Below are 24485 nucleotides of genomic sequence, written 5' to 3'. Positions count from 1 at the left end.
TTACGTTTCATCTGATGAAACTAACGAACAAGAACACGGAACGATGAAGGCCTGTTCTTCACCTAAATGAACGTTTTCTTCATCTCACCGACACATCCCAAGGAGGTACATGTATGTCAGCAAAGAATCATTTCTCCGCCGCTCGCAGTCTTGAGGTTGGAGGCAAGTCTTACCGCTACTACAGTCTCGATGCTCTTCAGGAAAACGGCCACGGCGATCTTTCCAGGCTTCCTTTCTCCATTAAAGTGTTGCTTGAAGCAGCAATTCGTCAATTCGACGGACGTGCTATCACCGAAGAACACGTAAAACAACTGACCGGCTGGGCAGATGGCCGTGACAATAACAAGGAAATTCCATTCATCCCTGCACGTATCGTTCTGCAGGATTTCACCGGTGTACCGGTTGTCGTTGACCTCGCTGCAATGCGTGATACCGTGAAAAAAGCAGGTGGCGATCCAAAACAGATCAACCCGCTCGTACCCGTCGATCTCGTTATCGACCACTCCGTTATGGTTGATGCTTTTGGTACCAACGATGCACTTGATTACAATATCAAAGTTGAGTTTGAGCGTAATGAAGAGCGTTACCGCTTCTTGCGTTGGGCGCAAACGGCATTCAACAACTTCCGTGCAGTTCCACCATCCACAGGGATCGTTCACCAGGTTAACCTGGAGTATCTGGCTTCCGTGGCAGCAACAAAAACCGTGGACGGCGAGACCGTTGTATTCCCGGATTCCCTCGTAGGTACAGACTCCCACACCACCATGATCAACGGACTTGGTGTTGTTGGTTGGGGTGTTGGTGGTATTGAGGCTGAAGCAGGTATGCTGGGCCAACCGCTTTATTTTGTAACACCAGACGTTATCGGTTTCAAACTGACAGGCAGCCTGAGCGAAGGCGCAACAGCAACGGATCTGGCACTAACCGTTACCCAATTGCTTCGTAAAAAAGGCGTTGTTGGTAAATTCGTTGAGTTCTACGGCCCAGGTCTTGCCAACATCGGTCTGGCTGACCGTGCAACAGTAGCCAACATGGCACCAGAATATGGAGCAACGATCGGTTTCTTCCCTGTTGATAGTGAAACATTGAACTATCTGCGTAACACTGGCCGTCCTGACGAACAGGTAGAATTGGTTGAAGCTTATTACAAAGCTCAAGGCATGTTCCGTACTTCAAGCACCGTTGATCCTGAATTCACAGATGTGATTGAACTGGATCTCGGCTCTGTTGTACCAAGTCTTGCAGGACCAAAACGTCCACAGGATCGCATCGAGCTGACACAAATGAAAGAAAGCTTCAACAGCATCATTCGCACACCTGTAGATAAAGGCGGCTACGGTCTGAGCGATGAGAAAATCGAACAATCCGTACCTGTGAAGCATTCGGACGGTTCCAACAGTGAACTGAAGGCAGGCGCTGTTGTGATCGCGGCGATCACAAGTTGTACGAACACTTCGAATCCAAGTGTTATGGTTGGAGCGGGACTACTGGCGAAAAAAGCAGTTGAACGCGGCCTGACCAAACCAGGATATGTGAAAAGCAGTCTGACACCAGGTTCCCTTGTGGTTACCGAGTACCTGGAAAAAGCAGGCCTGATCACGTATCTCGACAAACTCGGATTCAACGTTGCCGGCTACGGTTGTGCAACATGCATCGGTAACTCCGGCCCACTGCCGGACGAAGTGAGCGAAGCTATTGCTGAGAACGATATGACCGTAGCGGCTGTATTGTCCGGTAACCGTAACTTCGAAGGCCGTGTGCATGCACAGGTTAAAGCCAACTACCTGGCATCACCACCACTCGTTGTGGCATATGCACTTGCGGGTACAGTGAATATTGACTTTGAAACCGATCCAATCGGTTATGATACGAACAATGAGCCTGTATTCCTGAAAGACCTCTGGCCTACTTCCGAGGAAATCAAGGATACCATCGCAAGTTCCCTGAACGCTCAGATGTTCCGCAACAAGTACGAGAATGTATTTACAGCCAATGAGCGTTGGAATTCAATCTCTGTACCGGAAGGTGAATTGTACGAGTGGGATCCGAACTCCACGTACATTCAGAATCCTCCGTTCTTCCAAGAGCTTGGCGACAAGTTGAACGATATCGCAGATATCCGTTCTGCACGTGTCATGGCATTGCTTGCGGATTCCGTAACAACGGATCACATCTCGCCAGCAGGTAATATTGCACCATCCAGCCCGGCTGGACTGTACCTGAAAGAGCATGGCGTAGAGCGCAAAGACTTCAACTCCTACGGTTCACGCCGTGGTAACCATGAAGTCATGATGCGTGGTACGTTTGCCAACATTCGTATTCGTAACCAGGTGGCTCCTGGTACAGAAGGCGGTATCACGAAGTACCTGCCAACGGACGAGGAAATGTCCATCTACGATGCTTCCATGAAGTATCAGGATGAAGGACAGAACCTGATCGTTATCGCAGGTAAAGAGTATGGTACAGGAAGCTCCCGTGACTGGGCGGCAAAAGGAACATTCTTGCTCGGCGTCAAAGCCGTTATCGCAGAAAGCTTCGAGCGTATTCACCGTAGTAACCTGGTCGGCATGGGCGTAATGCCATTGCAATTCCAGGAAGGTCACGGCTGGTCCAGCCTTGGTCTGAACGGACGTGAAACGTATGACATTACTGGCCTCAGCAATCATGTGAAGCCAGGACAAGAGTTGAAAGTTACCGTAACTCGTGAAGACGGTACACAGTTCGAATTCCCTGTCATCGCTCGTCTGGACAGCATGGTTGACGTGGATTACTACCATAACGGCGGTATCCTGCAAACTGTATTGCGTCAAATGATGAAAAAAGCTTAATTACATGAATCATTAATGTGATGAAGTTATACAGAAAAGCTCCCTGCCACGTGCAATCAGCACGTGGCGAGGAGCTTTTTTGGCTTTGTTTTTTATAATAGGAATATGTTTAAAAATCAATCTTCAAAGCCAACTGCCTTTTAATGCCCAATGTGATGTGCGGCTTGATCTAACAGTTGAATTGTGCCCATGATCAGAAACAAACACGACAGAGCAATTAACGAGCCGCCAACCCATCTAGACATGATCACTCGCTCCGTGATCTGTTTTTCCGAAGCATCCGTTACCTTGTGTGGATACACGAGAAATATTAGCCCTGCGCTAATGAACAGTACAGCCATTATAATCAAGTTGTTCCCCTCCTTACACGTGACTTTCCTTAGAATTTAACTTTTTCGTCGTCACGCGGGATTCTCCTCCCACCAACACCTTACTCAGACCCATAGCCATAGTGAAAACAATATATCCAATCAAGCCGCCGAGTGTATTAAGCATCAGATCATCCACATCGAATATGCCCATGCCAGTCACTAACTGTGTCACTTCATAGCCCAGACTGAGCAGCAGGGACAGCAGGAGCACCTTTACTCCAGAGAATAACTTGTTGCCCGTCAACACAGGGATGAAGATGCCCAGTGGAATAAAGGCCAATATATTGCCTACTAGATGGATTGCGGTGCCAGGACGATGTAACGACAGACTGTTCCAATCTCGTGATATTTCCTGAAATGGTGTCAGGTTGACGGTTCGGGTATGGACCAGATCCGGTTGTTGCAAGAACGCCATCAGTCGATCCTTCACGATGCCAAAATCGACCGGGCTTCCTTTAAACAGGATCAGCTTAGTCAGCAGATATAAATAGATAGTGAAAACGGCAATCCAAAGGATGTAATGTTTGCTTTTCTTCTGGTTGTTGTGCTTCATGCTGCTCCTCCTCCTTTGTGTTGCCCTGTTATTTCTTTACGGTGACGATGACGCCATCCATGTTATCACCCGATATTTCAGTTTGGCCTTGTTCAGGTATGTACACGGTCATATCTTGGGTGGCACGGTAATAGCGGATATGATACGCCTCACCCTCTACTTCAACAGTAATGTTCTCTTTTTCTTTTAACAATTCAAGGTACTCCTCCAGCACTAGATTATTATCATGCATGACAGCACTATGGGGCAGGCCTACATATCGAAAGTGCCATGGTTCATATTGAATACCTGTAATGCGCACTTTATCCTTTGGGTAACGCAAAATAAATCCGTATTTCCATGCATTCTTCTCCAGCCATGCTCCCTCTGGTGCTTCATTCATGGCAGCCAAGCTGGAACCGACATCCAGGGATAACCCGAGATTGTGCTCACTGTGTCCCGCAGGAAGCGCATAGTCTGAACCCTTTTCCCGATAAAGCTCGTCCTGCTTCGCAAAATCCCTGTACCCACTACTGATGAGAAAATATCGGACTCCCTCTTCGCCTGCTGCTTCAACCATCTTCTGAAACTCCTGCGCCACCTGTCGTGATAACATGATTTTCTGATCCAGTATCCCATATCCACGAAGTAGATCATCCTCATGTGCCACATATACAATATCGGATTTAACTCCTTCCGGGTGAACGGGGTATTGCTTATCAACTAGTAACAAGTTGCCCTTATGTACCTGATCCTGAATGTTTCCGGTGACGGATACGGTATAACCTGCGGGATTTTCACGCGTATTCTGAATCTCAATGGGCAACTCATCCTTCTGCTGAATCCATCCCGGTGATTGCGTAACGATATATCCGATCAAAACGATACATATCAAAAAGCCCCACTTCTTCATGCTTGTTCCTCCTTTTACCTCATACATCAAGGATAGACAACACAAGTTAAAGAAAAAGCAGGGCAATTTTAAAGTTTTTCTTAAATTTGATATCAGACCTCATTGAAATACGGGCAAACGAACTTCGAACTGCGTCCGTACCACGTCGCTCTGGGCCGAAATTGTACCGTCATGCTGCTCCACAATATTGCGAGCGATAAATAGGCCGAGGCCTGTCCCACCCTCCTGAGGAGTCCGGGCACGATCTCCGGTGTAATACATATCGAAGATATGTGGCAATTCCTCCGGACGAATATGTCCACCATAGTTAATCACCTGAATGATGACCTGTTCTGCATCCCGATATCCATTAATATCTACGTACATGCCATCCTTGCCATGTCGTGCAGCGTTAATCAGCAGATTCTCGAACACACGTGCCAGCAACTCGCCATCACCGGAGATGGTAAGGTCAGTGTCTATTTTTAGTCGGGCGACTAGTTTGTTCTTTTCAAATACAGGATAGAGTTCTTCGTTCATCTGCTTCAGCAGCTCACTAAGATCCAGCTGTGTCTTGTTTATAGGTAGCCTGCCATAATTCATGCGGGTAATTTCGAACAAATCATCAATCAACTTCTCTAGACGCTGTGATTTGGTGAAGGCAATCGACGTAAAGTGCCTAACCTGTTCCTCCGTCAGATGTTCATCCTTCATCAGCAGATCCAAATATCCAAGCACTGAGGTCAGCGGTGTTCGCAGGTCATGCGCCAGATTGACAACAAGCTGGTCCTTACTATTTTCAGCAAAATCCCCTCGTTCTACCGCTTCCCTTAGCTTCTCACTCGCCAGATTCACATCCTCTGCAATCGTACCTAATTCGTCCTTGGATGAGATCTGTACACGATGCTGAAAGTCTCCATTCGCCAAATGACTGATCCCTGTAGAAATATCCTTGAAATACGTCACGTAGGGCTTGGTAAACCAGAAGAAAAATAGAATGGCGAGCGGGATAAATAAGAGCAGAAAAAAATAAATATCTCCGATACTTCTCATAAAATGACGATATTCAGCAAGCGGATCTTCTAAACGGACACCCGAATAATAGGCTTGTAAAAGCTTGTAAATGCCATAGGTAATTGCACCAGAGGCAAGCATGCTTAACCCTAGCAACATAATCATGGTTGTACGAAAACTTCTTCGTTTAGTCATTAAACGTGTACCCCACACCCCAGATGGTTTTGATAAACTTGTTCTTGTTCACATCTTCCCCCAGCTTTTTGCGCAGGGTCCGAATATGGACCATCACGGTATTCCCACTCTCGTAATAGGCTTCTCCCCAGACCTGTTCAAAAATGTTCTCAGCACTGAACACCTGCTTGGGGTGGCTCGCGAGCAGATACAAAATGTCGAACTCCTTCGGTGTTAGTTCTACTGGTTTGCCGTAGAGTTCAACGCGATGTTGATCTGGCGTGATGATGAGCCCGCCCTTCTCCAGAATGGACCTTTGCACAGGCACAGACTGGCTGAATTGCAGAGAACGACGCAACTGAGAGTTGACCCGGGCAACAAGCTCCATCGGATTAAACGGTTTGGTCATATAATCGTCCGCGCCCATCACAAGCCCCGTAATTTTATCCATATCTGACGTTTTGGCACTTAGGAAAATGATCGGTAAATGATGCTGTTCCCGAATTTTACGTGTCACCTCATACCCGTCCATACCAGGCATCATAATGTCCAGAATCGCCAAATCTATCGCTTGGGTCTGAACAGCTTGAACCGCCGCCTTCCCATCAAAGGCCTTGATGGTGTGATATCCTTCTTTTTGTAAATGTAAAGCAACCAGATCAGCGATCTCAACTTCATCGTCTGCGATCAGAATCGTAATTCGCTTCATTGCTTATTCCACTCCTATGTGTGATGCTCAACAATATAACATATTTGAATCCAACAGATAAACCAATGAAAGGAATCCATACATATGAAACTGGAGCGTTTATTAGCCATCGTGGTGTTGCTAATCAATCGTGGACGGGTACAAGCCAAAGACTTGGCAGATATGTTCGAAGTATCGATCCGGACCATCTATCGAGACATCGATACATTGGGTCAAGCAGGTATCCCTGTAGTGACGTATCAGGGGGCAAGCGGCGGGATTGGTCTGGCAGAGGGTTACCGTCTGGATCGAAACGTATTAACAGACAAGGACCTCGCTTCTATCGTCACTGCACTGCGCAGTGTATCCACTTCCCATGCTAATGCGGCGCGTGAGCTTCTGGTCGAAAAACTCAGCAGTATCGTCCCTGAATCCAAAAATGACGATTTTCAGGCTAATACCAATCGATTCATCGTTGATTATTCAACCTGGACGCATCCCGAAGCGCTGAAAATCAAGCTTGAACTTATCGAACAGGGTATGGATCAATTACGCCCCGTAACCTTTACCTACTGCAGTGCGGAAGGTATCCATACTCACCGAACTGCCGACCCTCATACCATCGTACTCAAGAAGCATTCCTGGTACCTGTACGCTTTTTGTCACGAGCGGAATCAATTTCGCATGTTCAAGCTTGTGCGCATGCAAGATGTTACACTTGCTAATGAGCACTTCGAGCGTAAAGTCATTAACCCACAGGACAGACCCTGGCAACAGGAATGGAGCCGTCCGGACAATCAAGCTAGGTTAACCTTGAAATTCCATGCTCGCGTCCGTCATATTGCGGAAGAATGGTTTGGGATCGAGAACGTCATGCCTGATGGGACAGGGTATTACATCAGCCAGGTTGCTTTTCCCGAGGATGGCTGGTTATATGGGTTCATTCTGGGCTTCGGCGCGGACGTTGAAGTATTGGAACCTCAGCATATTCGGGATGAAATCTGCCGTATCGCGGAGCAAATTGTACAAAATTATATACCTCCGACTCAAACCTGACAGACAGCTGTCCAGTTCCTACCCTTATACTTCAGATATATTCAATCTGTACATATATGAGGAGGAACTAATCATGAACGTCACTGTATGTCAAAGCTGCGGCATGCCGCTCACAACCCCTGCCCAATTCGGAACGGAAGCAGATGGAAGCACAACCCGTGAGTACTGTATCTATTGTTACAAAGAGGGCAAGTTTGAGCAGCCCGGTATGTCACTTGAAGGCATGACCGAGATGTGCACTGCCATTCTGAAGGACGAAGGCATGGATGAGGAATCCGCTCGTTCGATGCTGCGTAACCAGCTTCCTTTTTTGAAGCGTTGGCGCACGAATACAACGGATCAACATACAGAATCTCTCGCTGAAAACTCTACTGCTTCCGCTAATCCTGGTCAGGTAACAACAGAGCATTCGTTCTCTGCCCAGCCCGTTCGTTATGTCACTCTCCCTGGCAAACGTATTGCCGGCGTATCCGCCCGCACAACCAACGCCATTGAGATCAGTGGCAAAGGTTGTATTCAGGGACTCTGGAACAATTATTTTGCCTCAGAGCACCTCCCTGCACCTGAAGTTGTTGTTCGCTATGGTTGTTACACGGATTACACCGATGGGATAACCGGAGAATACACCATACTGGTAGGGCATGAGGTCAGTCCGAACGAATCATTGCCTGAAGGATTGGATGACATTCTACTCCCTCCTGCAACTTACGCCGTATTCACTTCCAGAAAAGGACCGATGGCAGAGGTTGTTGGCGAAGCTTGGGGAGCCGTGTGGGCATGGGACAAACAAAGCGATCGTACGTTCACCGGGGATTTTGAATTATATGATGAACGTAGCCTGAATCCCGAAAGTGTACAAGTGGATATATACATCGCTGTTCGCCAAAGTAGATAAAACCAACACGATACCACCTCAGACAGAATCCAAGTTTCTCGCATCCTTCTTCATATCACGTAAGCTGCCGGGTTCGCTCGGCAGTTTTTTTTATATCCGGAACTACATTACCCCCTAAACAACCCGACCATGGTACCAAGTTAGTTAGCATGCTTTGCATCATTTAACCAGATAATATGCCTCATAAGCGGGTACCATTGACTTCCTTAAAATTGGGACTATTCACATAACAACCGATTCGATCCTCCCATATCAAACCTTTCAAATCAGGTCCTTTACTCCTGAATTTTCCTAAAAACGTTTACATCTCCTTAAAACCGGGTAAAATCACTACAATCCAATTGGAATTACGCTTTAAACTCTTTTATTTCGTCTAACAAGTCACATGTACCTATATGCGCACCTGGCATGGTAACCAGTCGAAATACATAATCCAAAAAAACGCATCAAAGGAGGAACCAAGATGATCCGCATGCCTATTCAGCAAATGATCCCGTACCATCACCAATATCCGCGCAACACGGCGACCACTGCTCCTAAAAAGGAGAATGAGAACACTCAAGGTCTATCCTTTCATGAAATTCTGCAACAAAAAATGGCGAAGAAAAATACTTCTCCTTCCCTTAGATAAAAATGGACACCGGACCGACCCTAGTCGAGTCAGGTTATCAACCGTCCTTCCGTAGCTTGGCGGAAGGGCGGTTATTGGCGTTGAGCCATAAACGACTGTACAGTTCTCAGGCATGTTTCTATAATGGTTTAAATATCTAAAAGATCCATGACATATACGAACTGTAAAAGGGGACTTAGCACATGATCACCATTGGTTGTTTTCACGCTCATTATTCCAACATCGCCTTAATTGAAGAGACGCTTGCTCCTTATGAAGTTGAATTGGTCCATTACGTGGATCCAGGTCTGGACCGTCTTAAACATGACGCTGACTTTTCCGCGGTCGTCATTCACGAGAAGGTAGCCCAGACGCTCCAATGGATCGCTGAGTGTCATGCCCATGCCATTCTGGTCACGTGTACCCTGTTTGCGACAGCATTGGAGCAGGAAGCCATACAGGTCCCTGTGCCTGTGATCGGCATAGATGATCCGTTATTGCAGGAGATGCGGCGAGTACCAGGAGATTACATAATAGCATTCACCAATCCGGCAACCGTTGAAGGAACGATGGCACGGTTGAATCGGGTATTACAGCAAGAGGATGAGAATGGGCAACTACACGTTGCCAAGACATCTCAGACGGAAGCGGTGTGCATCCCTGGGACATTTGAGTTGATTATGCGTGGAGATCAGCAAGGGTATCTCGAAGTGGTACGTGAAGGCTTACAGCAGATTGCTGAGCAGCATCCGGGTAAAACGGTAGTGGCAGCCCAGCTGTCTATGGCTCCCGCTGCTGCACAAGTTACAACGAATCGTGGTATTCAGATCCATAGCCCGCTGGCATTGCTTGCAACGTATTTGGAGAAGGATTTGGGCTTGGCTCGACAGTAGCTGCTGATTTGGAGTGAAGTAACAAGTTCTATCTGAAACTATGCAACTATGAACTCACTTACTTAGTAACACCACAAATTAACGAGGTGAACTAATATGCGATTCCTCTATATTGTTTTACTGTTTATAGTAGGTTTTTCCTGTTCCGCATTTCTATACGGAGGAGCACCAAAACTCAGTGATGCTCTTTTATTCGTTATCGCAGGAATTCTGTATAAGATATGGACCACACTTAATCACAAAGCTAATTCTGATAAAGGCTGAGTATGGTTAAGAATACATACATGACATAAAACTAAAAAAAGCCGTTCTTCTCTGCAATGACAGAGAGAAACGGCTTTATCTCTATTTCAGACTGCCCAGCTTGCGCTGTACCGGCGCCTAGGAGCGTGTCCGATATTCCTCGGCCTTTTCCTGCATCCCGGCAGCTACAGCCCCATTCTCGGACAACCCTTTGTCTGCGGCAAAGGCACGAATGTCCTGCGTAATGCGCATGCTACAGAACTTTGGTCCGCACATGGAGCAGAAATGAGCTTCCTTGGCCCCTTCTGCTGGCAGCGTCTCGTCATGGTAGGATAATGCCCGTTCCGGGTCCAGTGACAGGTTGAACTGGTCCCGCCAGCGGAACTCAAAACGTGCCTTGGACAATGCGTCATCGCGGCGTTGAGCACGCGGATGGCCTTTCGCCAGATCGGCGGCATGAGCTGCGATCTTGTAGGCGATGACCCCTTCCCGCACATCATCCTTGTTGGGCAGGCCCAAATGTTCTTTTGGCGTAACATAACAGAGCATGGACGTGCCGAACCAGCCAATCATGGCTGCCCCAATGGCGGATGTGATGTGATCATATCCTGGCGCAATGTCGGTCGTTAGCGGCCCAAGTGTGTAGAACGGTGCTTCTTTACAGATCTCCATCTGCAAGTCCACATTCTCCTTGATCTTATGCATCGGCACATGACCCGGGCCTTCGATCATCACCTGCACATCATGCTTCCATGCGATCTGTGTCAGTTCCCCAAGCGTAGCCAGTTCCGCCATCTGTGCTTCGTCATTGGCATCGTAGATACTACCTGGACGAAGCCCATCTCCCAGTGAAAATGCCACATCATACCTTTTCATAATCTCACAGATTTCTTCAAAATGGGTGTACAAAAAATTCTCCTGATGATGCGCAAGGCACCATGCTGCCATAATGGAACCACCCCTAGACACAATACCTGTCATTCGCTTGGCGGTCATGGGGATATAACGCAGCAGTACACCTGCATGAATCGTAAAGTAGTCCACGCCCTGCTCTGCCTGCTCAATGAGTGTGTCACGGTACAACTCCCAGGTCAGCGCTTCCGCTTCGCCATTCACCTTCTCCAGCGCCTGATACAGCGGCACCGTACCAATCGGCACAGGTGAATTGCGGATAATCCATTCCCGGGTGGTATGAATGTTTTTGCCTGTGGACAGATCCATCACCGTATCCGATCCCCATCGTACCGCCCAGGTCATCTTCTCCACCTCTTCCTCAATGGAAGAAGATACAGCAGAGTTACCTATGTTGGCATTGATCTTCACGTGAAAATGACGACCGATCAACATCGGCTCACTCTCCGGGTGATTGATGTTGGATGGCAGAATGGCCCGTCCACTCGCCAGCTCCTGTCTCACAAATTCCGGCTCCACGCCTTCACGAATGGCGGCGAATTCCATCTCAGCCGTAATGACTCCCTGTCTCGCGTAGTGCATCTGAGTCACGCAGCGTTCTGGCTGTGCCCGCAGCGGTTTGCCACGTAATCCGGGGTACTCTTCAGCGCCGGCTCTCTTCCCTCCGGGCTTCAGTCCGTTATCCTCCGGTTTAACCATACGGCCCTGATAAGCTTCAACATCGCCACGCTCTGTGATCCAACGAGTGCGCAGAGCTGGCAGACCTGCGCGGATATCCGCATGAAATTCGGGATCGGTCATGGGGCCGCTCGTATCGTAGACACGCAGCGGTTCGTTATGCTCCACCCCTTGGGGAGTATTCGTGTCATGAAGGGCTATCTCACGCTCCGGTACAGCAATGTCCGGCCGTGAGCCCTGAATGTAGACTTTGCGGCTGCCCGGAAAGGGCTGAACCCGTCCGGCCGCCCCTGTTTCTTTTTCCACCTGCTGATCGTTATGTTCCTGTTCCATCGCTTGTTGTCCCGTTTGATTTCCTGTACTCATGTCGCTCGTCTCCTCCTCAGTGTTCGTCGCTTGTTTGGTTGGTTTCATCATTAGGTCGCTTACGTACCTGTCCAAATCATGCGCAATGCAGAGAAGAAAGAGCGATCCTACATCAGACCAGGAGAGACACTTTTCATGTACAGTATCAACAGAACGGAGGCTGCCACAGATCATCGATCTATGAGACTTCCCTCCTCATCCAAGCCCACTTTTGCAGGTTAGTGAAAAAGAAGCCCATAGAATCCGCGCTATATCGCCCGTTCCCTGTATATAAAAAAGCCGGTCCCCGAAGGAACCGACTTTTATGTCCATCACCAATAATGCACCTTCAATCAGCTCCTTAACGGAGCCCTACAAGGGTCACATCATGTGGTGGTTGTGGTCATATCGCCGATTACTTCCCTACGCTGGTATGATCCAGATCAGGTGCAAAGGGTCCGGAATCTCATGCGATTCCGTCTCAGTCCGGACAATTCGGACTCCCCCAGTAACGTTAATAAGTTGCGGCTTACATAAGTCCGCTGTTCATATTCAATGAAGCCGGCCCCGCTGGGCCGTCCATTACAGAGTAGCGCAACCGGAACATAAAAACAACCTTTATATTCCAGTACACCAACTCAATTGGAGAAAAACCTTACCTCACCATCAGGATAACATGAGCCCCATTTGCGTAGCAGCATCCTTCAACACAGGTGCGTATTCATGCAATGTCTCCTGTGAGAGTCGGCTGACAGGCCCTGAGACCGAGAGGGCAGCTGCAATATTGCCTCTGCGATCCATAATCGGTACCGATACCGCGGCAGCTCCCGGCTCACGTTCCTCGTAACTTGTGGCATATCCGTTATCCCGGATATCTCCCATCTGCGCCAAATACACTGCGGGATCAATAAACACCGGCCATTCCGGCCCGTTCATCAGTTCTTCACGATCCTCGTCCGTGGCAAACGCCATCAGGACTTTGCTGGAAGCGCCCACAGACAGAGGAAGTCTAACACCGACTGGAGCGACTCGGCGGATCGCCTGATCACTTTGCACAGCCTGAATCCGAATCCGTTCACTGCCGTCACGCAGGTACAGACTCACGGTCTCCCCCAATCGATCTCTCAGTCGCTCCATCGCAGGCAGCAGCAGAATAGCGGGATCATCACTGCGGGACATATGAGCTGACAGCTCCCAGATTCGGATACCAAGTCGGTACTTCTCTGTTGCTGCATCGCGGATCACGAACCCTCGATCCTCCAGCGTAGCCATCAAACGGTGCACTGTACTTTTGTGCAGGCCAATCTGGCTGGCAATTTCGGTGAGTCCCAGATCACTGCGTGTGGTAAAACATAATAATATATCCAGCGCCCGTTCCACAGCCCGGACGGTTAACTTGCGATCTTCCATGGCATAATGCCCTCCTCATGTTTCATCACATGAAACTTGGTTACATAAATTATATGAGAAACGGTCTCATCTGTAAACCAAAAAGAGCCAAAATCAAAATAGGCCAACGTGTAAATTTTTCCTTTTTATAAGACTTAATCCCCTGTAATTTACACACTAAGGTAATGTTACCCATATATCTTAAGAACTATATAACAATTGCGTAACAAATGCCCTCAATCAATTGACTTTGACTATATTGGAACATACGATAAAGATATATTACATTAAGATATCGCTCTGAAGCAGGCTCTGAAATCGACGCAATTCTCTTTTCATGTCGTTGTTATCTTCAACTGAACTTCAAAGGAGGGGCATTCATGTATCAATCATCCCAGAGCGAAGCCCCGCTGCAAACAAAAGTGTCCGATCTGCCCTCTTCCCTATCACCGAGGCTGATTCGGTTCAAACATATTATCGTAGCGTTGCTGCTCTCCGTTGTATTTTTTCTACTGTTTTGTTTTATCGCACTGCATGGTTATATCGCATGGGTATTATCCAATCCAACGGTAGCGCCTGTCTTCTCCAATCCGATGCAAGCCAAGAACATGAAGTATGAAGACATCACGTTCCCGGCAGCAGATGGCAGCCGCACGATGCAGGGATGGTATATACCTGCTGACAATGCTGCAAGCAAAACGATTATTTTCAGTCACGGCTATGGTGCCAATCGTGAAGAAACATGGGTACCCATGTATGACCTGGCACATTATGCTCATCAACTTGGGTTCAACGTGGTCATGTTCGATTATGGCTTCGCCTCACAGGTGAACAAAGCTGTAGCCACAGGTGGCAAAGCTGAGTCACAGCAACTGCTCGGTGCGATCCAGTTCGCCAAGCAACGTGGTGCGCAGGAACTGGTTGTCTGGGGCTTCTCGATGGGTGCCGGTACAGCGTTACAAACCGGACTGATTACGAAGGAAGTGGATGCAATGATTCTGGACAGTGCGTTCCTGCTGGAGCCAGATACGCTGTACCACAACATTCACAACCAGATCGATCTGCCACGTCAGCCTACACTGGAGATCATGAAACTGTTGTTCCCTGTTCTGAATGGTACCGGATTACAACAGATTCCATACCAGGAAGTGAAAAAGGAAGATTATCCGTTCCCGATTTTCTTCATCCATGGTACAGAGGACGAGAAGGCGCCTTATCCAATTGCGGAGCAACTCGCCGCCAACCAGACCAATCCGTACTCCGATGTATGGATTGTCCAGGATGCGCATCATGAGTTGATCTTCCGGGAGCATCCAAAGGAATATCTGCGCCGTGTCTCAACTTTCCTCAGTCATGTAACGAAAACAAGCAGTGACGATGTGCAGAACACGAATAATGGACAATAACCAAATTTCAATCATCGAATTTTTTTCAGAGCCCTCAGGGGCTCTTTTTTTGCACTCATAGGACAACAAGCTCACGGAATATACTCTTGGGACGCATGAACAGACGGTCTGCATGCAATGAATTTCATCTGAAGGAGGTTCAACATAGATGAACTGGTATGGATATGGTCACCTGCTGCCTCTGCGGACATTGGAGGAAATCCGTTTCTGGAAAGAGCAGGAGAAAGAACATACACTCGTCATCCGTGCCCTGGTTCCTGATTTGGAGCCCCCATACGTCAAGCTACTGGAGGAATGGGAGGTTACCTTTGCAAACAGTGAGCGAGTAGCCAATCAGCTTTTAAAACAACTATTGCCCGCAACCCATCCACCTGCTCCCTACATGGTTCGTTGTATCGATCAACTTGTGTTGGCAGCTCGGCAGCAATCGAGAGAGTTCATCAAACAGCTGTATGTTCTTCTGGAGCAAAGTGCTGCTGTGCAAGCTGTTCCGCTTGCCAAAGTACTCATTCTGCATTTTATTCGCGAGTCGGAGTATTTTCTGGGCGTATTGGATACGCTTGGCCAACCTGGCATCTTGCGTGAAACGGATTCGGAACCGTCACTTTTTCTGGAAAATGCTCTGCATACGTCAGGGCCAGGAAGCATCCATCGCCAAGCTTCAGAAGCCCCAACTTCTCCAGAGGGAAATGTAAATGCACCTGCCGGTTCAGCTCATATCCAATCCGCAACCATTCAACCACCTTCTACCGGAACAACACAAGCCACACCCAGCTCTACAGCACCTCCTGTAAAAGAAAAGCCGGTTCCCATTGGAGGACACACACTGCCGCCTCTCCCCTATGCGTACAATGCGCTGGAGCCACATATTGATGAGCTGACGATGCGTATCCATCATGACAAACACCATCAATCTTATGTGGACGGACTAAATGTAGCAGAGAAGAAGCTGGCGGAATCGCGAAAAAAGAATAACTTTGAACTCATCAAACATTGGGAACGTGAACTTGCCTTCAACGGGGCAGGCCACTACCTGCATACGATCTTCTGGACAATTATGAACCCTGCTGGCGGCGGCAAACCTTCCGGTATGCTCGCAGAGCAGATCAAGCGAGATTTCGGGAGTTATGAAGCGTTTAAGAATCAATTCACAGAAGCCGCGAACAAGGTGGAAGGCAGTGGCTGGGCGATGCTTGTCTGGAGCCCGAGAGCACATCGTTTGGAGATTTTGCAGGCGGAAAAACACCAGAACCTGTCCCAGTCCGATATCGTACCACTCCTGCCACTGGATGTGTGGGAACATGCCTACTATCTGAAACATCAGAATGAACGCAAAAAGTATATCGAGGATTGGTGGAACGTTGTCTACTGGCCCGCTGTGGCCGAGCGTTACGAAACGGCACGCAAGTTGTTGTGGCCGCCTTATTAAGCTTGGGGTTAGATGGTTTAGAGAAAAAAAGAGATATCTCCAGCCGAATGACTGAACGATATCTCTTTTGGTGTATACAAAAAAGCAAGCCTCCTGTAAAAAGAGACTTGCTTGTATTTTGAGAGACTTCCTATTTTTAAATGTTCACTTAAGAAGCACAGCCCTCGCAAGCCACATAGTTGTCGCCAACCTGTTTGCTAATGGAGATCAGATCGCCAAGCTTGATATCAGACTCATCTGTAAACTCCAGATCGGCTATACGTGCAACGATCAGTGCAGCAGCCTCTTCCTTGCTTGTTGCCATTTGGCTGAACTCGGATTTTTCGCCTGTTGATACAACCTCATATAAATACGTATATCTCAATGTGTCCATCCTAACACTCTCCTTCCGAAATCACATCATATCATCTCTATTAACCAATTCCAAGCCCTAGTAAAAAGTGTTAATCGTAGCGCAGCTTCATCTGCTCAGCTGTCAGGCGTACTTCTTCAGAGCCAACGCTAAGCACCCTGCTGGTCTCCGCAAGTGGATAGCGATCGCGCAGTGTCCGAACCAAAGCCGCAGTATATGCCGCAGCCGAAGGTACACCTGCCAATTCTTTCAGACTTGCCATCGTGCCAGGCTGAACATCGGGATATCCTTCACTCGCCCCGCCTGCTGCATGCTGATAGAATTGTCGCACATCTGCTGCCAATTGATCACCCTGACCGTCCACGATGATAAAAGCCGTAATGATATACGCCTTTGCCTGCCTGCGCTGGGCAATACCACAGAATTTTAGGCCACCTACACTGACATCATAATCTCCCGGGCAAAAAGCACCCTGAACCTCACCTGTCTGCGCCTGATTCGACCACGGCGTTAGCGACTCGGCAATAATCGAAGCCATCTTCCGGAAATCATCATGAATATTGATGGAATGTCCGGGATTAGGCAGAATCAGCGACACATTAACTACCCCTGGGTTCAAGGGTACTGCCGCTCCACCGGAAGGCCGAACACAGACCGCTGTCCCTTGGCTTCTAATCTGTTCCATCGCTTCTACAGCCTGTGGCAACCTGCGGTCACGCAGACCCGCTACAAAGGCATCTGGGTGTCTCCATATATGTGCAACAGGTAGATGCCCTGCCCCAACCCGCCTGCACATAACTTCTTCCCAAGCAAAAGCTTCGAGTACACTACTACCTTGTCGCATGAGTGGTGTCTCCCAGATTTGCAGACGCAATGTAGCCTGTTGATCTGCCTGTAGTCCCTTTTCCGGCTGAACCGGTTGATCTGAATGGGAAGGTACACTCATCGTTCCATTACCTCCGGCTTAACGAATTCATATGTATCCAGTATATAGGAATGACAACGCATATATAAATAAGCCGGTTCCCAGGGAACACGGCTTATTTATATCACATCCTATGGCTAGAAACTGCTGCTTCCAAAACCAAAGGAACTTACTCATCCGGCTTGTCCAACGAGTGGACATACCTGATCTTAATCTTTTACCAAAGACAAGAACTCCGCACGTTGTGCCGGATTCTCACGGAAAGAACCACGTACAGCAGACGTAACCGTCTTGCTTCCAGGTTTCTTCACGCCGCGGGAACACATGCACAAGTGCTCGCCTTCCACAACGACCATAACTCCATGAGGCTCAACGGCCTCTGTCAGAATGTCAGCGATCTGTGAAGTAATACGTTCCTGCACTTGAAGGCGACGTGTTACTGCTTCGACCAGACGAGCCATTTTGCTCAGACCAACGATCTTGCCGCTTGGTACATACCCAATGTGCACCTTGCCGAAGAACGGCGCCATGTGGTGCTCACACTGACTGTAGTAGACAATATCCTTGACGATAACCAGTTCTTCATGATTCTCGTCAAACGTGACACCGAGCACATCGCGCGGGTCTACTTCATATCCGCCAAAAATTTCTTCATACATTCGGGTCACACGTGCAGGCGTTTCAAGCAGCCCTTCACGTGTACTATCTTCTCCGATCAATTTCAGGATCTGCTCTACATGATACTCGATCTTCTCCCGATTGTCGGATACTTTTGAATTCAAATAATCTTTAACGCCAGCCACTGCCAAACGCCTCCTTTCGAACCACAATACTTTAAGAGGTTGTTCAAAAAGTACGACCCAACTTTTTGAACACGCACTTTAAGCAGTTATTCACTTAACTGCTATTATTTTCGGCGGCCCGAACTTTTACGCGCAGGATGCTGTTGCGGCTGAGGCATTTTCGCTCCTGGCTGCTGATTCTTCATCATCTGCTGGGCACGCTGCATTTGCTTGCCATTCAGGTTGTAGCCCATTTGCTTCGCCATTTTCTGAAGCATGTCCGGATTGCTTTGCATTTTCTCAAGTTGTTTACGCAAGTAGAACACCCCGATGAAAAATCCCCCGACCAGACCAACAATCAATGTAATAATCGGTATAACAATATCCATCTCTTAGACACCTCTGTATGCATTCTAAAAAGCCTGATAATCCGTGTCACTTCATGATGTTTGACACACATGTTGCAAACCTGACACAGAGCGGATTTCCTGAAAGTATCATAGCATTTCCGCACGCCTTGAGCAAACGGATTTTCCAGTTGAACCGCACACAAGCTACGTCATGACAGCTTCAATGAAAACGGTTGTATGCTGAGCCAGATCGATTTCAACCACATCCAGAGAATAACGCGTACTTCCGCGTGCCACCCTGATCACAGGTCTGCCGGGCAATCCCCGATGTTGACGCACAATGACTCCAGTCTCTTTGGTGGACAGTCGTACCGCTGTACCATTGGGATACACGGATACACTCTTGTTGAACTCAATCAGAATGTCCCGATCCAGCTTTGTACCAGACAACGCCATCATCTCTTCACAGGCCTCATGTGGCATCAAACTGTCCTTGGATAAACCATTAATGAGATTATCATAGATATTAGCCACACTAACGATTCTCGCAAACAGATGAATGTCACTTCCCTTGATCCCTCTCGGCATGCCTGTACCATCTACATGCTCATGATGTTGCAGGGCTGTATGGGCGACCAACAGACTGAACTCCCGTTTGTTCTTAATCACTTCGAATCCACGCCATGTATGATGCAGCGAAGAATTTGCAGCAGAACCACTGCCAGGAGGTTCCCCCACTTTGCCAATATCATGCAATAATGCCCCCACAGCAAGGTCCTTCAGTTGATTATAATTGAGTCCCATATTCAGTCCGATGACCGAAGACAACAAACATACATTCATCGCATGAACATACTGTGCATTGTCTTTGGTACGAATATCGGTGAGCTGCACAAGCATTTCACGTCCGTTCAGTACATCATTCAGCAACTTCTCTATACTGAGGGCAACTTTTCTCGGACTCCAGTCTTTCCCGGATCGAATGGATTCGAGTGTGACACTCATTTCATTAATTATTGCCCGTTTCGTGGTTTCATCCAGAATGTCTTCTGCATCCACATCTTTATACGCTTCATCCTGGATGTATAACATGGTCACGCCAATACGCTTCAGCGTATTGACCATGTATACGGTGAGCTGGACTCCGGCAGACAGCAGTACCGTGCCGTTACTGGAATATACCGTCTTGCCCAGAAGCTCCCCCGCTTCCACGCTCTCCACGTTTACATACTTCATGAACGTCCCCCGCTCTTACGATAGCTGCTCCAATGCGAGCAATTGCTCCTTGGTTTGCAGACCGCCTACATAACCCACCAGGGTACCGTCTTTACCACTGATACGGTGACAGGGAATAATAATCGGAATCGGATTCTTGCTAATGGCGTCCAGAACTGCACGAACAGCCTTGGGTCTGCCGATGATTTCCGCAACCTGTTGGTGTGATGAGGCCTCTCCATAAGATATATCGGACAGAACTTGCCATACTTGTAGCTGGAATGGTGTTCCAAGCCGATCAAGCTGCAAGTCGAACGTTTTTCTCTCCCCTGCAAAATACTCCTTTAACTGCTTTGAAGCTTCGCTGAGCTTCTCTTCATTCTTCTCATATCGATACTCGCCAATCCAGATGCGGGCCCATTGTTGCAGATGAGCTTCGCGTACGTGAAAGGCGCCAAAATCGATGTGACACAGCCCTTCATCCGTCGCGCATAACGTAAGAGTACCAATCGGTGTCAGTACCTCATCGTAGTATACGGGCTTGCCATGAAGACCTGTAACGGCTGAAGGTTTCCACGCTGCGGCTTCCGGTTTGTCAGGCTGTGCAGACTGCTCACTACCCGGTTCAATCCCGGCTTCCATTTTCAAATCCTGTTGTAACGCAAGTAAGGTATTGTTCTCGTTATTCTGTTCCTCTGGCTGCTTCTCACTCACTTGCCCAGCCTGTGGCTGTTTGGGTAAGGTCTCGGACGAACTCAGTCGCTCCTCGGCCTTCTGCAGCATGCTTAGTACGTTCCCATCTTGTTCGTTAGCGGCAGCTTCCCCAATTGCTCTCATGGCGTCTTCTCCTCCAATTCTGCTTAACGCCCAGGCTGCGGTTCCCCGCAACTCGGGGCGCGGATCACGTTTTAATACTTCTGTAAGTTTGGGTACAGCACTTTTGTCTTTGAAATTACCCAGGGCAATAACGGCGTTGCGTTGAATCGGCTTTTTGCCCCGCCAGGCGGCGGAACTCTGACCGAAACGTTCCTTGAATTCCCGGTTACCGATGTCTAGCAGCGGCAGTAGGAGTGGCTTCACAATCTCCGGATCGGGGTGAAACTCGGGATGGTGATCCCAGTTCTTGCCCCGGTTCTTCGGACAGACAATCTGACACGTGTCACAACCGTACAGACGGTTGCCTATTTTCAGCATAAATTCTTCATCCACGAACCCTTTTGTCTGGGTTACAAAAGAAATACAACGCTGTGCATTCAACTGCCCCGGTCCCACCAATGCTCCTGTAGGACAGGCATCAATACATTTTGTACATTCACCGCAGTCCTCGGTCACAGGTGTGTCTGGTTGAAAAGGAATATTCGTTACCAGTTCTCCGAGAAAAATCCATGAACCAAATTTGGGTGATATAATGGCACAGTTTTTGGCACTAAAACCAATCCCTGCACGCTGGGACACCGCACGATCCACCAATGCTCCGGTGTCTACCATGCTTTCGATCATGGCTTCAGGTACGCGTTCCTTTATAAAATTGACCAACTTGTCCATCGCTGCACGCAGGACCTGATGATAATCCTGACCCCAAGCCGAACGGGCAAAAATGCCTCGATACGCACCAGGCTCCGATTTCGGCGGATTAACCATTTTGGATGGGTATGCCACGGCTATTGCAATAAGTGAAGCGGGCTCGCCATCTTTTAAGGCGGGGTGCACCCTTTTTTCAATATCCGGCTCTTCAAAACCTGAAGCATACCCTTTATCCCGCGACTGCTCCAGCAGCGACTTCAGGGAAACAAAGGGATCAGCCGAAGCAAAACCGATATCATCAATGCCCAGTCCGGGGCCAGCTGCCTTGATCTCCTGTTTTAACTTTTCCCATACGGAGGCATCCTGTGCTGCCCCGGTCTGTACGCTCGTCATTTCTCTTCCCTCTCTTCTTCCGACACTTATTCCTTAAATAGTGAACGCCCGCCTCACGGTAAGAGGACAGGCGTTAATTTCTATATATGCCTTGCATACTTGAATTCAAACGGAACGAACTCTATATGGTTTAACGCAAAATGCAGTCTGAAGTTGTTGTCCTGTAAGCATTTTACAATTTCTTCAGTTCAGAAAACGGCCAGAAAATAAATTCAGCCTTGCCTACAATCTGGTCGGATGTAATACTGCCAAACACTCGGCTATCCTTACTTTTGCCTTCATGACGATTATCCCCCATCACGAAGAAATGATCCGGCTCCAAGGTAATTGGGCCAAAATCTGGGTCCTGCACCTCAATATCGGTGTACGTTTCCGCTTGTTGCTCGCCGTTCACATATAGATGGTGATCCCTAACTTCAATTGTATCTCCCGGAAGTCCAACGATCCGTTTCACCAGAAAATCCTTCTTCTCCACACCTTCGCTTGGATCACGAAGTACGATCACATCTGATCGGGAAGGATTACCCAGATGGTATACGATTTTGTTGACGAAAAGGCGATCTCGCTCAACCAGTGTCGGCTGCATGGACTGTCCCTTGACCATTGACAGATTAAACACAAACAGGTTCAGCAGCATCATAATTACAAAAGCAACAACAATCGTTTTGACCCAGTCCCACAGCTCGACAACCCAGGATTTCCCCGGTTGTTCAGGCTTTGACGGTTCATTATGTTGCTCGGAAGTCACATGTTCCATTGAATGATTATTGGAATTCAAAGGGACACCTCATTTATTAAATAGTTGAATTAAACTTGTAACATGGTGACCATACTCCCATTCAGTTTACTTCATTTGAGGGAGTGAAACAATTGGTTATGAGCACCAATACCTTGGATATCTTGAATATAACCGGGATAGTCAGGGTGATTTAAATAGAATTCAGGCACTCCGAAGCATGTTCAGAAAATGAGGAAACCAGAGGAATATGACGTGAAGAACACTCATATAAATAGAAAGGCACATCCCTCACGTTCTTACACGTTAAAGAGATATGCCTAATATGAAATGAAAATCTTTTTTTTATTTCTTTTTAAACATGCAAACTAAGCTTTGGACAAAATACTAAGAGTCTGGAAAGCGCTCATAATCTGATTGGCACCGTAACCCATTGCTTCATATAGAGGCATGGCTACTTTGTTGTGCTCATCACCCGCCACCCATACTTGGCTGACTTTACGCTGCTGGAACCGCTGTTCCATAGCCTCGACAAGTGTTTTGCCGACTCCACGGCGACGATAGTCTGGATGTACCGCAATACGGTAGATACAACCCTGGTTGTGATCAATCGTACCGATCAAAGCGCCTACGAGGTCTCCCTCTTCTTCCGCAACCATGATCAGGTCAGAATCCCATGACAATTGACGGGCAAACGGGCCCATCGTGTTCTCATAACACTCTTCCGATAGTGCAACCTGGAGAAGCTCCGTCATCTGGCTTGCATCACTCAACTGAAAGGAACGAACGTGCATGTCTTAAATCTCCCTTTTCGTTAGCTTAGATGAGGTTTTTTACAAAAAGGGAATCCCTTTTTACCAAAAACCCAATGTTCATATAATGACAAAAAACGAGAAAATACCGCTTCTTCGTCAATTAAACCATACTTTTCTCCATAAAACACGCATTTTCTTTTGAAAGCGCTTAATTGTAACCGTTTACATACGAATATTAAACTTTCCATCCATTTTAACGGCTGGAAACACATAAATAGTTGCATAAAGGGTAAAATATGTTTGTTATCTCTGGCCCATCATTAGATCAACGCCTCGGGGGACTTAATAAACAAAAATGTTGCTTAATTAGCTCGAATGCGGTTTAATATTAGTGGCAAGGGTATTATTACATATGTACCTGTTTTCAAAAAAACCTAAAATCTCAGGAGGTATTTCATTATGACTTTTCAATTACCAGCACTTCCTTACGCTAACGACGCACTGGAACCACATATCGATGCAAAAACGATGGAAATCCACCACGATCGCCATCACAATACTTATGTAACTAACTTGAACGCAGCTCTGGAAAGCGCTCCTGAACTGCAAGAAAAAAGCTTGGAAGATCTGATTGCTAACCTTGACAGCGTACCTGAAGGCATCCGCACAGCGGTTCGCAACAATGGTGGTGGACATGCTAACCACAGCCTGTTCTGGGAAATCATCGGACCTAACGGCGGCGGCGCTCCTACAGGCGATATCGCAGCAGCTATCGATAGCGAACTGGGTGGCTTTGATAAATTCAAAGAAGATTTCGCTAAAGCAGCTACAACTCGCTTCGGTTCCGGCTGGGCTTGGCTCGTAGTTGGTAAAGATGGTAAGTTGTCCATCACTAGCACACCTAACCAAGACAGCCCTCTCTTCGAAGGTCTGACTCCGGTTCTGGGTCTGGATGTATGGGAGCACGCTTACTACCTGAACTACCAAAACAAACGTCCTGACTACATCGCCGCTTTCTGGAATGTAATCAACTGGGATGAAGTGAACAAACGTTACGCTTCTGCAAAATAAGACTGTTAGCATGCAACAGTTAACATA

The 24485-nt window shown here is 47.8% G+C and carries 23 protein-coding genes and 1 riboswitch; of the genes, 8 read left to right on the top strand and 15 right to left on the bottom strand.

Going from position 1 to position 24485, the window contains the following annotated elements; all coding sequences use genetic code 11:
* The first annotated feature begins 113 nt into the window (after positions 1 to 113).
* Positions 114 to 2828 (top strand): aconitate hydratase AcnA, encoded by a 2715-nt coding sequence (acnA, locus tag MHI48_RS03605; RefSeq protein WP_405143027.1) that lies wholly within the window; start codon positions 114 to 116, stop codon positions 2826 to 2828.
* 140 nt (positions 2829 to 2968) lie between these two features.
* Here acnA and MHI48_RS03600 read toward each other — a convergent pair whose 3' ends face one another.
* From MHI48_RS03600 to MHI48_RS03580, 5 genes are all read right to left on the bottom strand, one after another.
* Positions 2969 to 3178, bottom strand: coding sequence for a hypothetical protein (locus tag MHI48_RS03600; protein WP_076329847.1), 210 nt, complete (start codon positions 3176 to 3178; stop codon positions 2969 to 2971).
* Positions 3179 to 3191: 13 nt separating this feature from the next.
* Complete coding sequence (locus MHI48_RS03595; protein WP_076329848.1) at positions 3192 to 3752, bottom strand: VanZ family protein; 561 nt, start codon at positions 3750 to 3752, stop codon at positions 3192 to 3194.
* Positions 3753 to 3780: 28 nt separating this feature from the next.
* A complete protein-coding gene (locus MHI48_RS03590) occupies positions 3781 to 4644 on the bottom strand; it encodes a M15 family metallopeptidase (RefSeq protein ID WP_076329849.1) in 864 nt (287 codons plus the stop codon).
* A 99-nt stretch (positions 4645 to 4743) separates the two neighbouring features.
* The gene (locus tag MHI48_RS03585) at positions 4744 to 5832 is read right to left on the bottom strand and encodes a HAMP domain-containing sensor histidine kinase (protein WP_076329850.1); all 1089 of its coding nucleotides are present in this window, start codon (positions 5830 to 5832) and stop codon (positions 4744 to 4746) included.
* Complete coding sequence (locus MHI48_RS03580; protein WP_076329851.1) at positions 5825 to 6520, bottom strand: response regulator transcription factor; 696 nt, start codon at positions 6518 to 6520, stop codon at positions 5825 to 5827. The genes MHI48_RS03585 and MHI48_RS03580 overlap by 8 nt, the downstream gene beginning before the upstream one ends.
* 84 nt (positions 6521 to 6604) lie before the next feature.
* On the opposite strand from MHI48_RS03580, the gene MHI48_RS03575 reads away from it, so the two are divergent.
* The 4 genes from MHI48_RS03575 (at position 6605) to MHI48_RS03560 (ending at position 9953) form a co-directional block, all read left to right on the top strand.
* Positions 6605 to 7555: a YafY family protein gene (locus tag MHI48_RS03575; protein ID WP_036614123.1), complete on the top strand. Its 951-nt coding sequence runs from the start codon at positions 6605 to 6607 to the stop codon at positions 7553 to 7555.
* 73 nt (positions 7556 to 7628) lie between these two features.
* Positions 7629 to 8450, top strand: a complete 822-nt coding sequence (locus MHI48_RS03570; RefSeq protein WP_076329852.1) for a zinc ribbon domain-containing protein — start codon at positions 7629 to 7631, stop codon at positions 8448 to 8450.
* Between the two features lie 463 nt (positions 8451 to 8913).
* Positions 8914 to 9081, top strand: a complete 168-nt coding sequence (locus tag MHI48_RS03565) for a hypothetical protein (protein WP_155985120.1) — start codon at positions 8914 to 8916, stop codon at positions 9079 to 9081.
* Positions 9082 to 9263: 182 nt separating this feature from the next.
* Positions 9264 to 9953 carry a hypothetical protein gene (locus MHI48_RS03560; RefSeq protein ID WP_076329853.1) on the top strand — a complete coding sequence of 230 codons (690 nt, stop codon included), beginning with the start codon at positions 9264 to 9266 and terminating at the stop codon, positions 9951 to 9953.
* Between the two features lie 381 nt (positions 9954 to 10334).
* On the opposite strand, the gene thiC is transcribed toward MHI48_RS03560, so the two are convergent.
* A complete protein-coding gene (gene thiC / locus MHI48_RS03555) occupies positions 10335 to 12119 on the bottom strand; it encodes a phosphomethylpyrimidine synthase ThiC (RefSeq protein ID WP_143781522.1) in 1785 nt (594 codons plus the stop codon).
* Positions 12120 to 12534: 415 nt separating this feature from the next.
* A riboswitch (TPP riboswitch) is annotated at positions 12535 to 12648 on the bottom strand.
* A gap of 149 nt (positions 12649 to 12797) precedes the next feature.
* Entirely contained in the window at positions 12798 to 13541 is a 744-nt protein-coding gene (locus MHI48_RS03550; RefSeq protein ID WP_017690772.1) for an IclR family transcriptional regulator, read from the bottom strand.
* A gap of 359 nt (positions 13542 to 13900) precedes the next feature.
* Between MHI48_RS03550 and MHI48_RS03545 the strand changes: the two genes are divergently transcribed.
* Entirely contained in the window at positions 13901 to 14926 is a 1026-nt protein-coding gene (locus tag MHI48_RS03545; RefSeq protein ID WP_076329855.1) for an alpha/beta hydrolase, read from the top strand.
* Positions 14927 to 15074: 148 nt separating this feature from the next.
* Positions 15075 to 16355: a Fe-Mn family superoxide dismutase gene (locus tag MHI48_RS03540; RefSeq protein WP_076329856.1), complete on the top strand. Its 1281-nt coding sequence runs from the start codon at positions 15075 to 15077 to the stop codon at positions 16353 to 16355.
* A gap of 148 nt (positions 16356 to 16503) precedes the next feature.
* On the opposite strand, the gene MHI48_RS03535 is transcribed toward MHI48_RS03540, so the two are convergent.
* From MHI48_RS03535 to MHI48_RS03500, 8 genes are all read right to left on the bottom strand, one after another.
* A complete protein-coding gene (locus MHI48_RS03535) occupies positions 16504 to 16728 on the bottom strand; it encodes a hypothetical protein (RefSeq protein ID WP_036614132.1) in 225 nt (74 codons plus the stop codon).
* 70 nt (positions 16729 to 16798) lie between these two features.
* Entirely contained in the window at positions 16799 to 17653 is an 855-nt protein-coding gene (locus MHI48_RS03530) for a biotin/lipoate A/B protein ligase family protein (RefSeq protein WP_083677605.1), read from the bottom strand.
* Positions 17654 to 17841: 188 nt separating this feature from the next.
* The gene (gene folE / locus MHI48_RS03525) at positions 17842 to 18435 is read right to left on the bottom strand and encodes a GTP cyclohydrolase I FolE (RefSeq protein ID WP_036668229.1); all 594 of its coding nucleotides are present in this window, start codon (positions 18433 to 18435) and stop codon (positions 17842 to 17844) included.
* Positions 18436 to 18539: 104 nt separating this feature from the next.
* On the bottom strand, positions 18540 to 18803 hold the full coding sequence (locus MHI48_RS03520) for a YneF family protein (RefSeq protein WP_017690778.1): 264 nt from the start codon (positions 18801 to 18803) through the stop codon (positions 18540 to 18542).
* A gap of 165 nt (positions 18804 to 18968) precedes the next feature.
* A complete protein-coding gene (locus MHI48_RS03515) occupies positions 18969 to 20000 on the bottom strand; it encodes an HD-GYP domain-containing protein (RefSeq protein WP_017690779.1) in 1032 nt (343 codons plus the stop codon).
* Positions 20001 to 20015: 15 nt separating this feature from the next.
* Complete coding sequence (queG, locus tag MHI48_RS03510; protein WP_339196899.1) at positions 20016 to 21896, bottom strand: tRNA epoxyqueuosine(34) reductase QueG; 1881 nt, start codon at positions 21894 to 21896, stop codon at positions 20016 to 20018.
* Between the two features lie 172 nt (positions 21897 to 22068).
* The gene (gene lepB, locus MHI48_RS03505; RefSeq protein WP_339199897.1) at positions 22069 to 22653 is read right to left on the bottom strand and encodes a signal peptidase I; all 585 of its coding nucleotides are present in this window, start codon (positions 22651 to 22653) and stop codon (positions 22069 to 22071) included.
* A gap of 347 nt (positions 22654 to 23000) precedes the next feature.
* Positions 23001 to 23426 carry a GNAT family N-acetyltransferase gene (locus MHI48_RS03500; protein ID WP_017690782.1) on the bottom strand — a complete coding sequence of 142 codons (426 nt, stop codon included), beginning with the start codon at positions 23424 to 23426 and terminating at the stop codon, positions 23001 to 23003.
* Positions 23427 to 23846: 420 nt separating this feature from the next.
* On the opposite strand from MHI48_RS03500, the gene MHI48_RS03495 reads away from it, so the two are divergent.
* Positions 23847 to 24458: a superoxide dismutase gene (locus MHI48_RS03495; protein WP_036614138.1), complete on the top strand. Its 612-nt coding sequence runs from the start codon at positions 23847 to 23849 to the stop codon at positions 24456 to 24458.
* The last annotated feature ends 27 nt before the right edge of the window (positions 24459 to 24485 follow it).

This window comes from Paenibacillus sp. FSL H7-0942, from assembly GCF_045040715.1.
GTDB classification, from domain to species: Bacteria; Bacillota; Bacilli; order Paenibacillales; family Paenibacillaceae; genus Paenibacillus; species Paenibacillus amylolyticus.
This window is presented reverse-complemented; position numbering and strand designations above follow the sequence as displayed.

Coding starts and splice junctions, on each gene's coding strand:
- MHI48_RS03520 (WP_017690778.1), bottom strand. CDS start 18,803: ATGGATATTGTTATACCGATTATTACATTGATTGTTGGTCTGGTCGGG.
- MHI48_RS03580 (WP_076329851.1), bottom strand. CDS start 6,520: ATGAAGCGAATTACGATTCTGATCGCAGACGATGAAGTTGAGATCGCT.
- MHI48_RS03560 (WP_076329853.1), top strand. CDS start 9,264: ATGATCACCATTGGTTGTTTTCACGCTCATTATTCCAACATCGCCTTA.
- MHI48_RS03540 (WP_076329856.1), top strand. CDS start 15,075: ATGAACTGGTATGGATATGGTCACCTGCTGCCTCTGCGGACATTGGAG.
- MHI48_RS03590 (WP_076329849.1), bottom strand. CDS start 4,644: ATGAAGAAGTGGGGCTTTTTGATATGTATCGTTTTGATCGGATATATC.
- MHI48_RS03535 (WP_036614132.1), bottom strand. CDS start 16,728: ATGGACACATTGAGATATACGTATTTATATGAGGTTGTATCAACAGGC.
- MHI48_RS03595 (WP_076329848.1), bottom strand. CDS start 3,752: ATGAAGCACAACAACCAGAAGAAAAGCAAACATTACATCCTTTGGATT.
- queG (WP_339196899.1), bottom strand. CDS start 21,896: ATGACGAGCGTACAGACCGGGGCAGCACAGGATGCCTCCGTATGGGAA.
- MHI48_RS03585 (WP_076329850.1), bottom strand. CDS start 5,832: ATGACTAAACGAAGAAGTTTTCGTACAACCATGATTATGTTGCTAGGG.
- MHI48_RS03500 (WP_017690782.1), bottom strand. CDS start 23,426: ATGCACGTTCGTTCCTTTCAGTTGAGTGATGCAAGCCAGATGACGGAG.
- MHI48_RS03575 (WP_036614123.1), top strand. CDS start 6,605: ATGAAACTGGAGCGTTTATTAGCCATCGTGGTGTTGCTAATCAATCGT.
- MHI48_RS03545 (WP_076329855.1), top strand. CDS start 13,901: ATGTATCAATCATCCCAGAGCGAAGCCCCGCTGCAAACAAAAGTGTCC.
- MHI48_RS03550 (WP_017690772.1), bottom strand. CDS start 13,541: ATGGAAGATCGCAAGTTAACCGTCCGGGCTGTGGAACGGGCGCTGGAT.
- thiC (WP_143781522.1), bottom strand. CDS start 12,119: ATGGAACAGGAACATAACGATCAGCAGGTGGAAAAAGAAACAGGGGCG.
- MHI48_RS03530 (WP_083677605.1), bottom strand. CDS start 17,653: ATGAGTGTACCTTCCCATTCAGATCAACCGGTTCAGCCGGAAAAGGGA.
- MHI48_RS03570 (WP_076329852.1), top strand. CDS start 7,629: ATGAACGTCACTGTATGTCAAAGCTGCGGCATGCCGCTCACAACCCCT.
- MHI48_RS03495 (WP_036614138.1), top strand. CDS start 23,847: ATGACTTTTCAATTACCAGCACTTCCTTACGCTAACGACGCACTGGAA.
- acnA (WP_405143027.1), top strand. CDS start 114: ATGTCAGCAAAGAATCATTTCTCCGCCGCTCGCAGTCTTGAGGTTGGA.
- MHI48_RS03565 (WP_155985120.1), top strand. CDS start 8,914: ATGATCCGCATGCCTATTCAGCAAATGATCCCGTACCATCACCAATAT.
- MHI48_RS03515 (WP_017690779.1), bottom strand. CDS start 20,000: ATGAAGTATGTAAACGTGGAGAGCGTGGAAGCGGGGGAGCTTCTGGGC.
- lepB (WP_339199897.1), bottom strand. CDS start 22,653: ATGGAACATGTGACTTCCGAGCAACATAATGAACCGTCAAAGCCTGAA.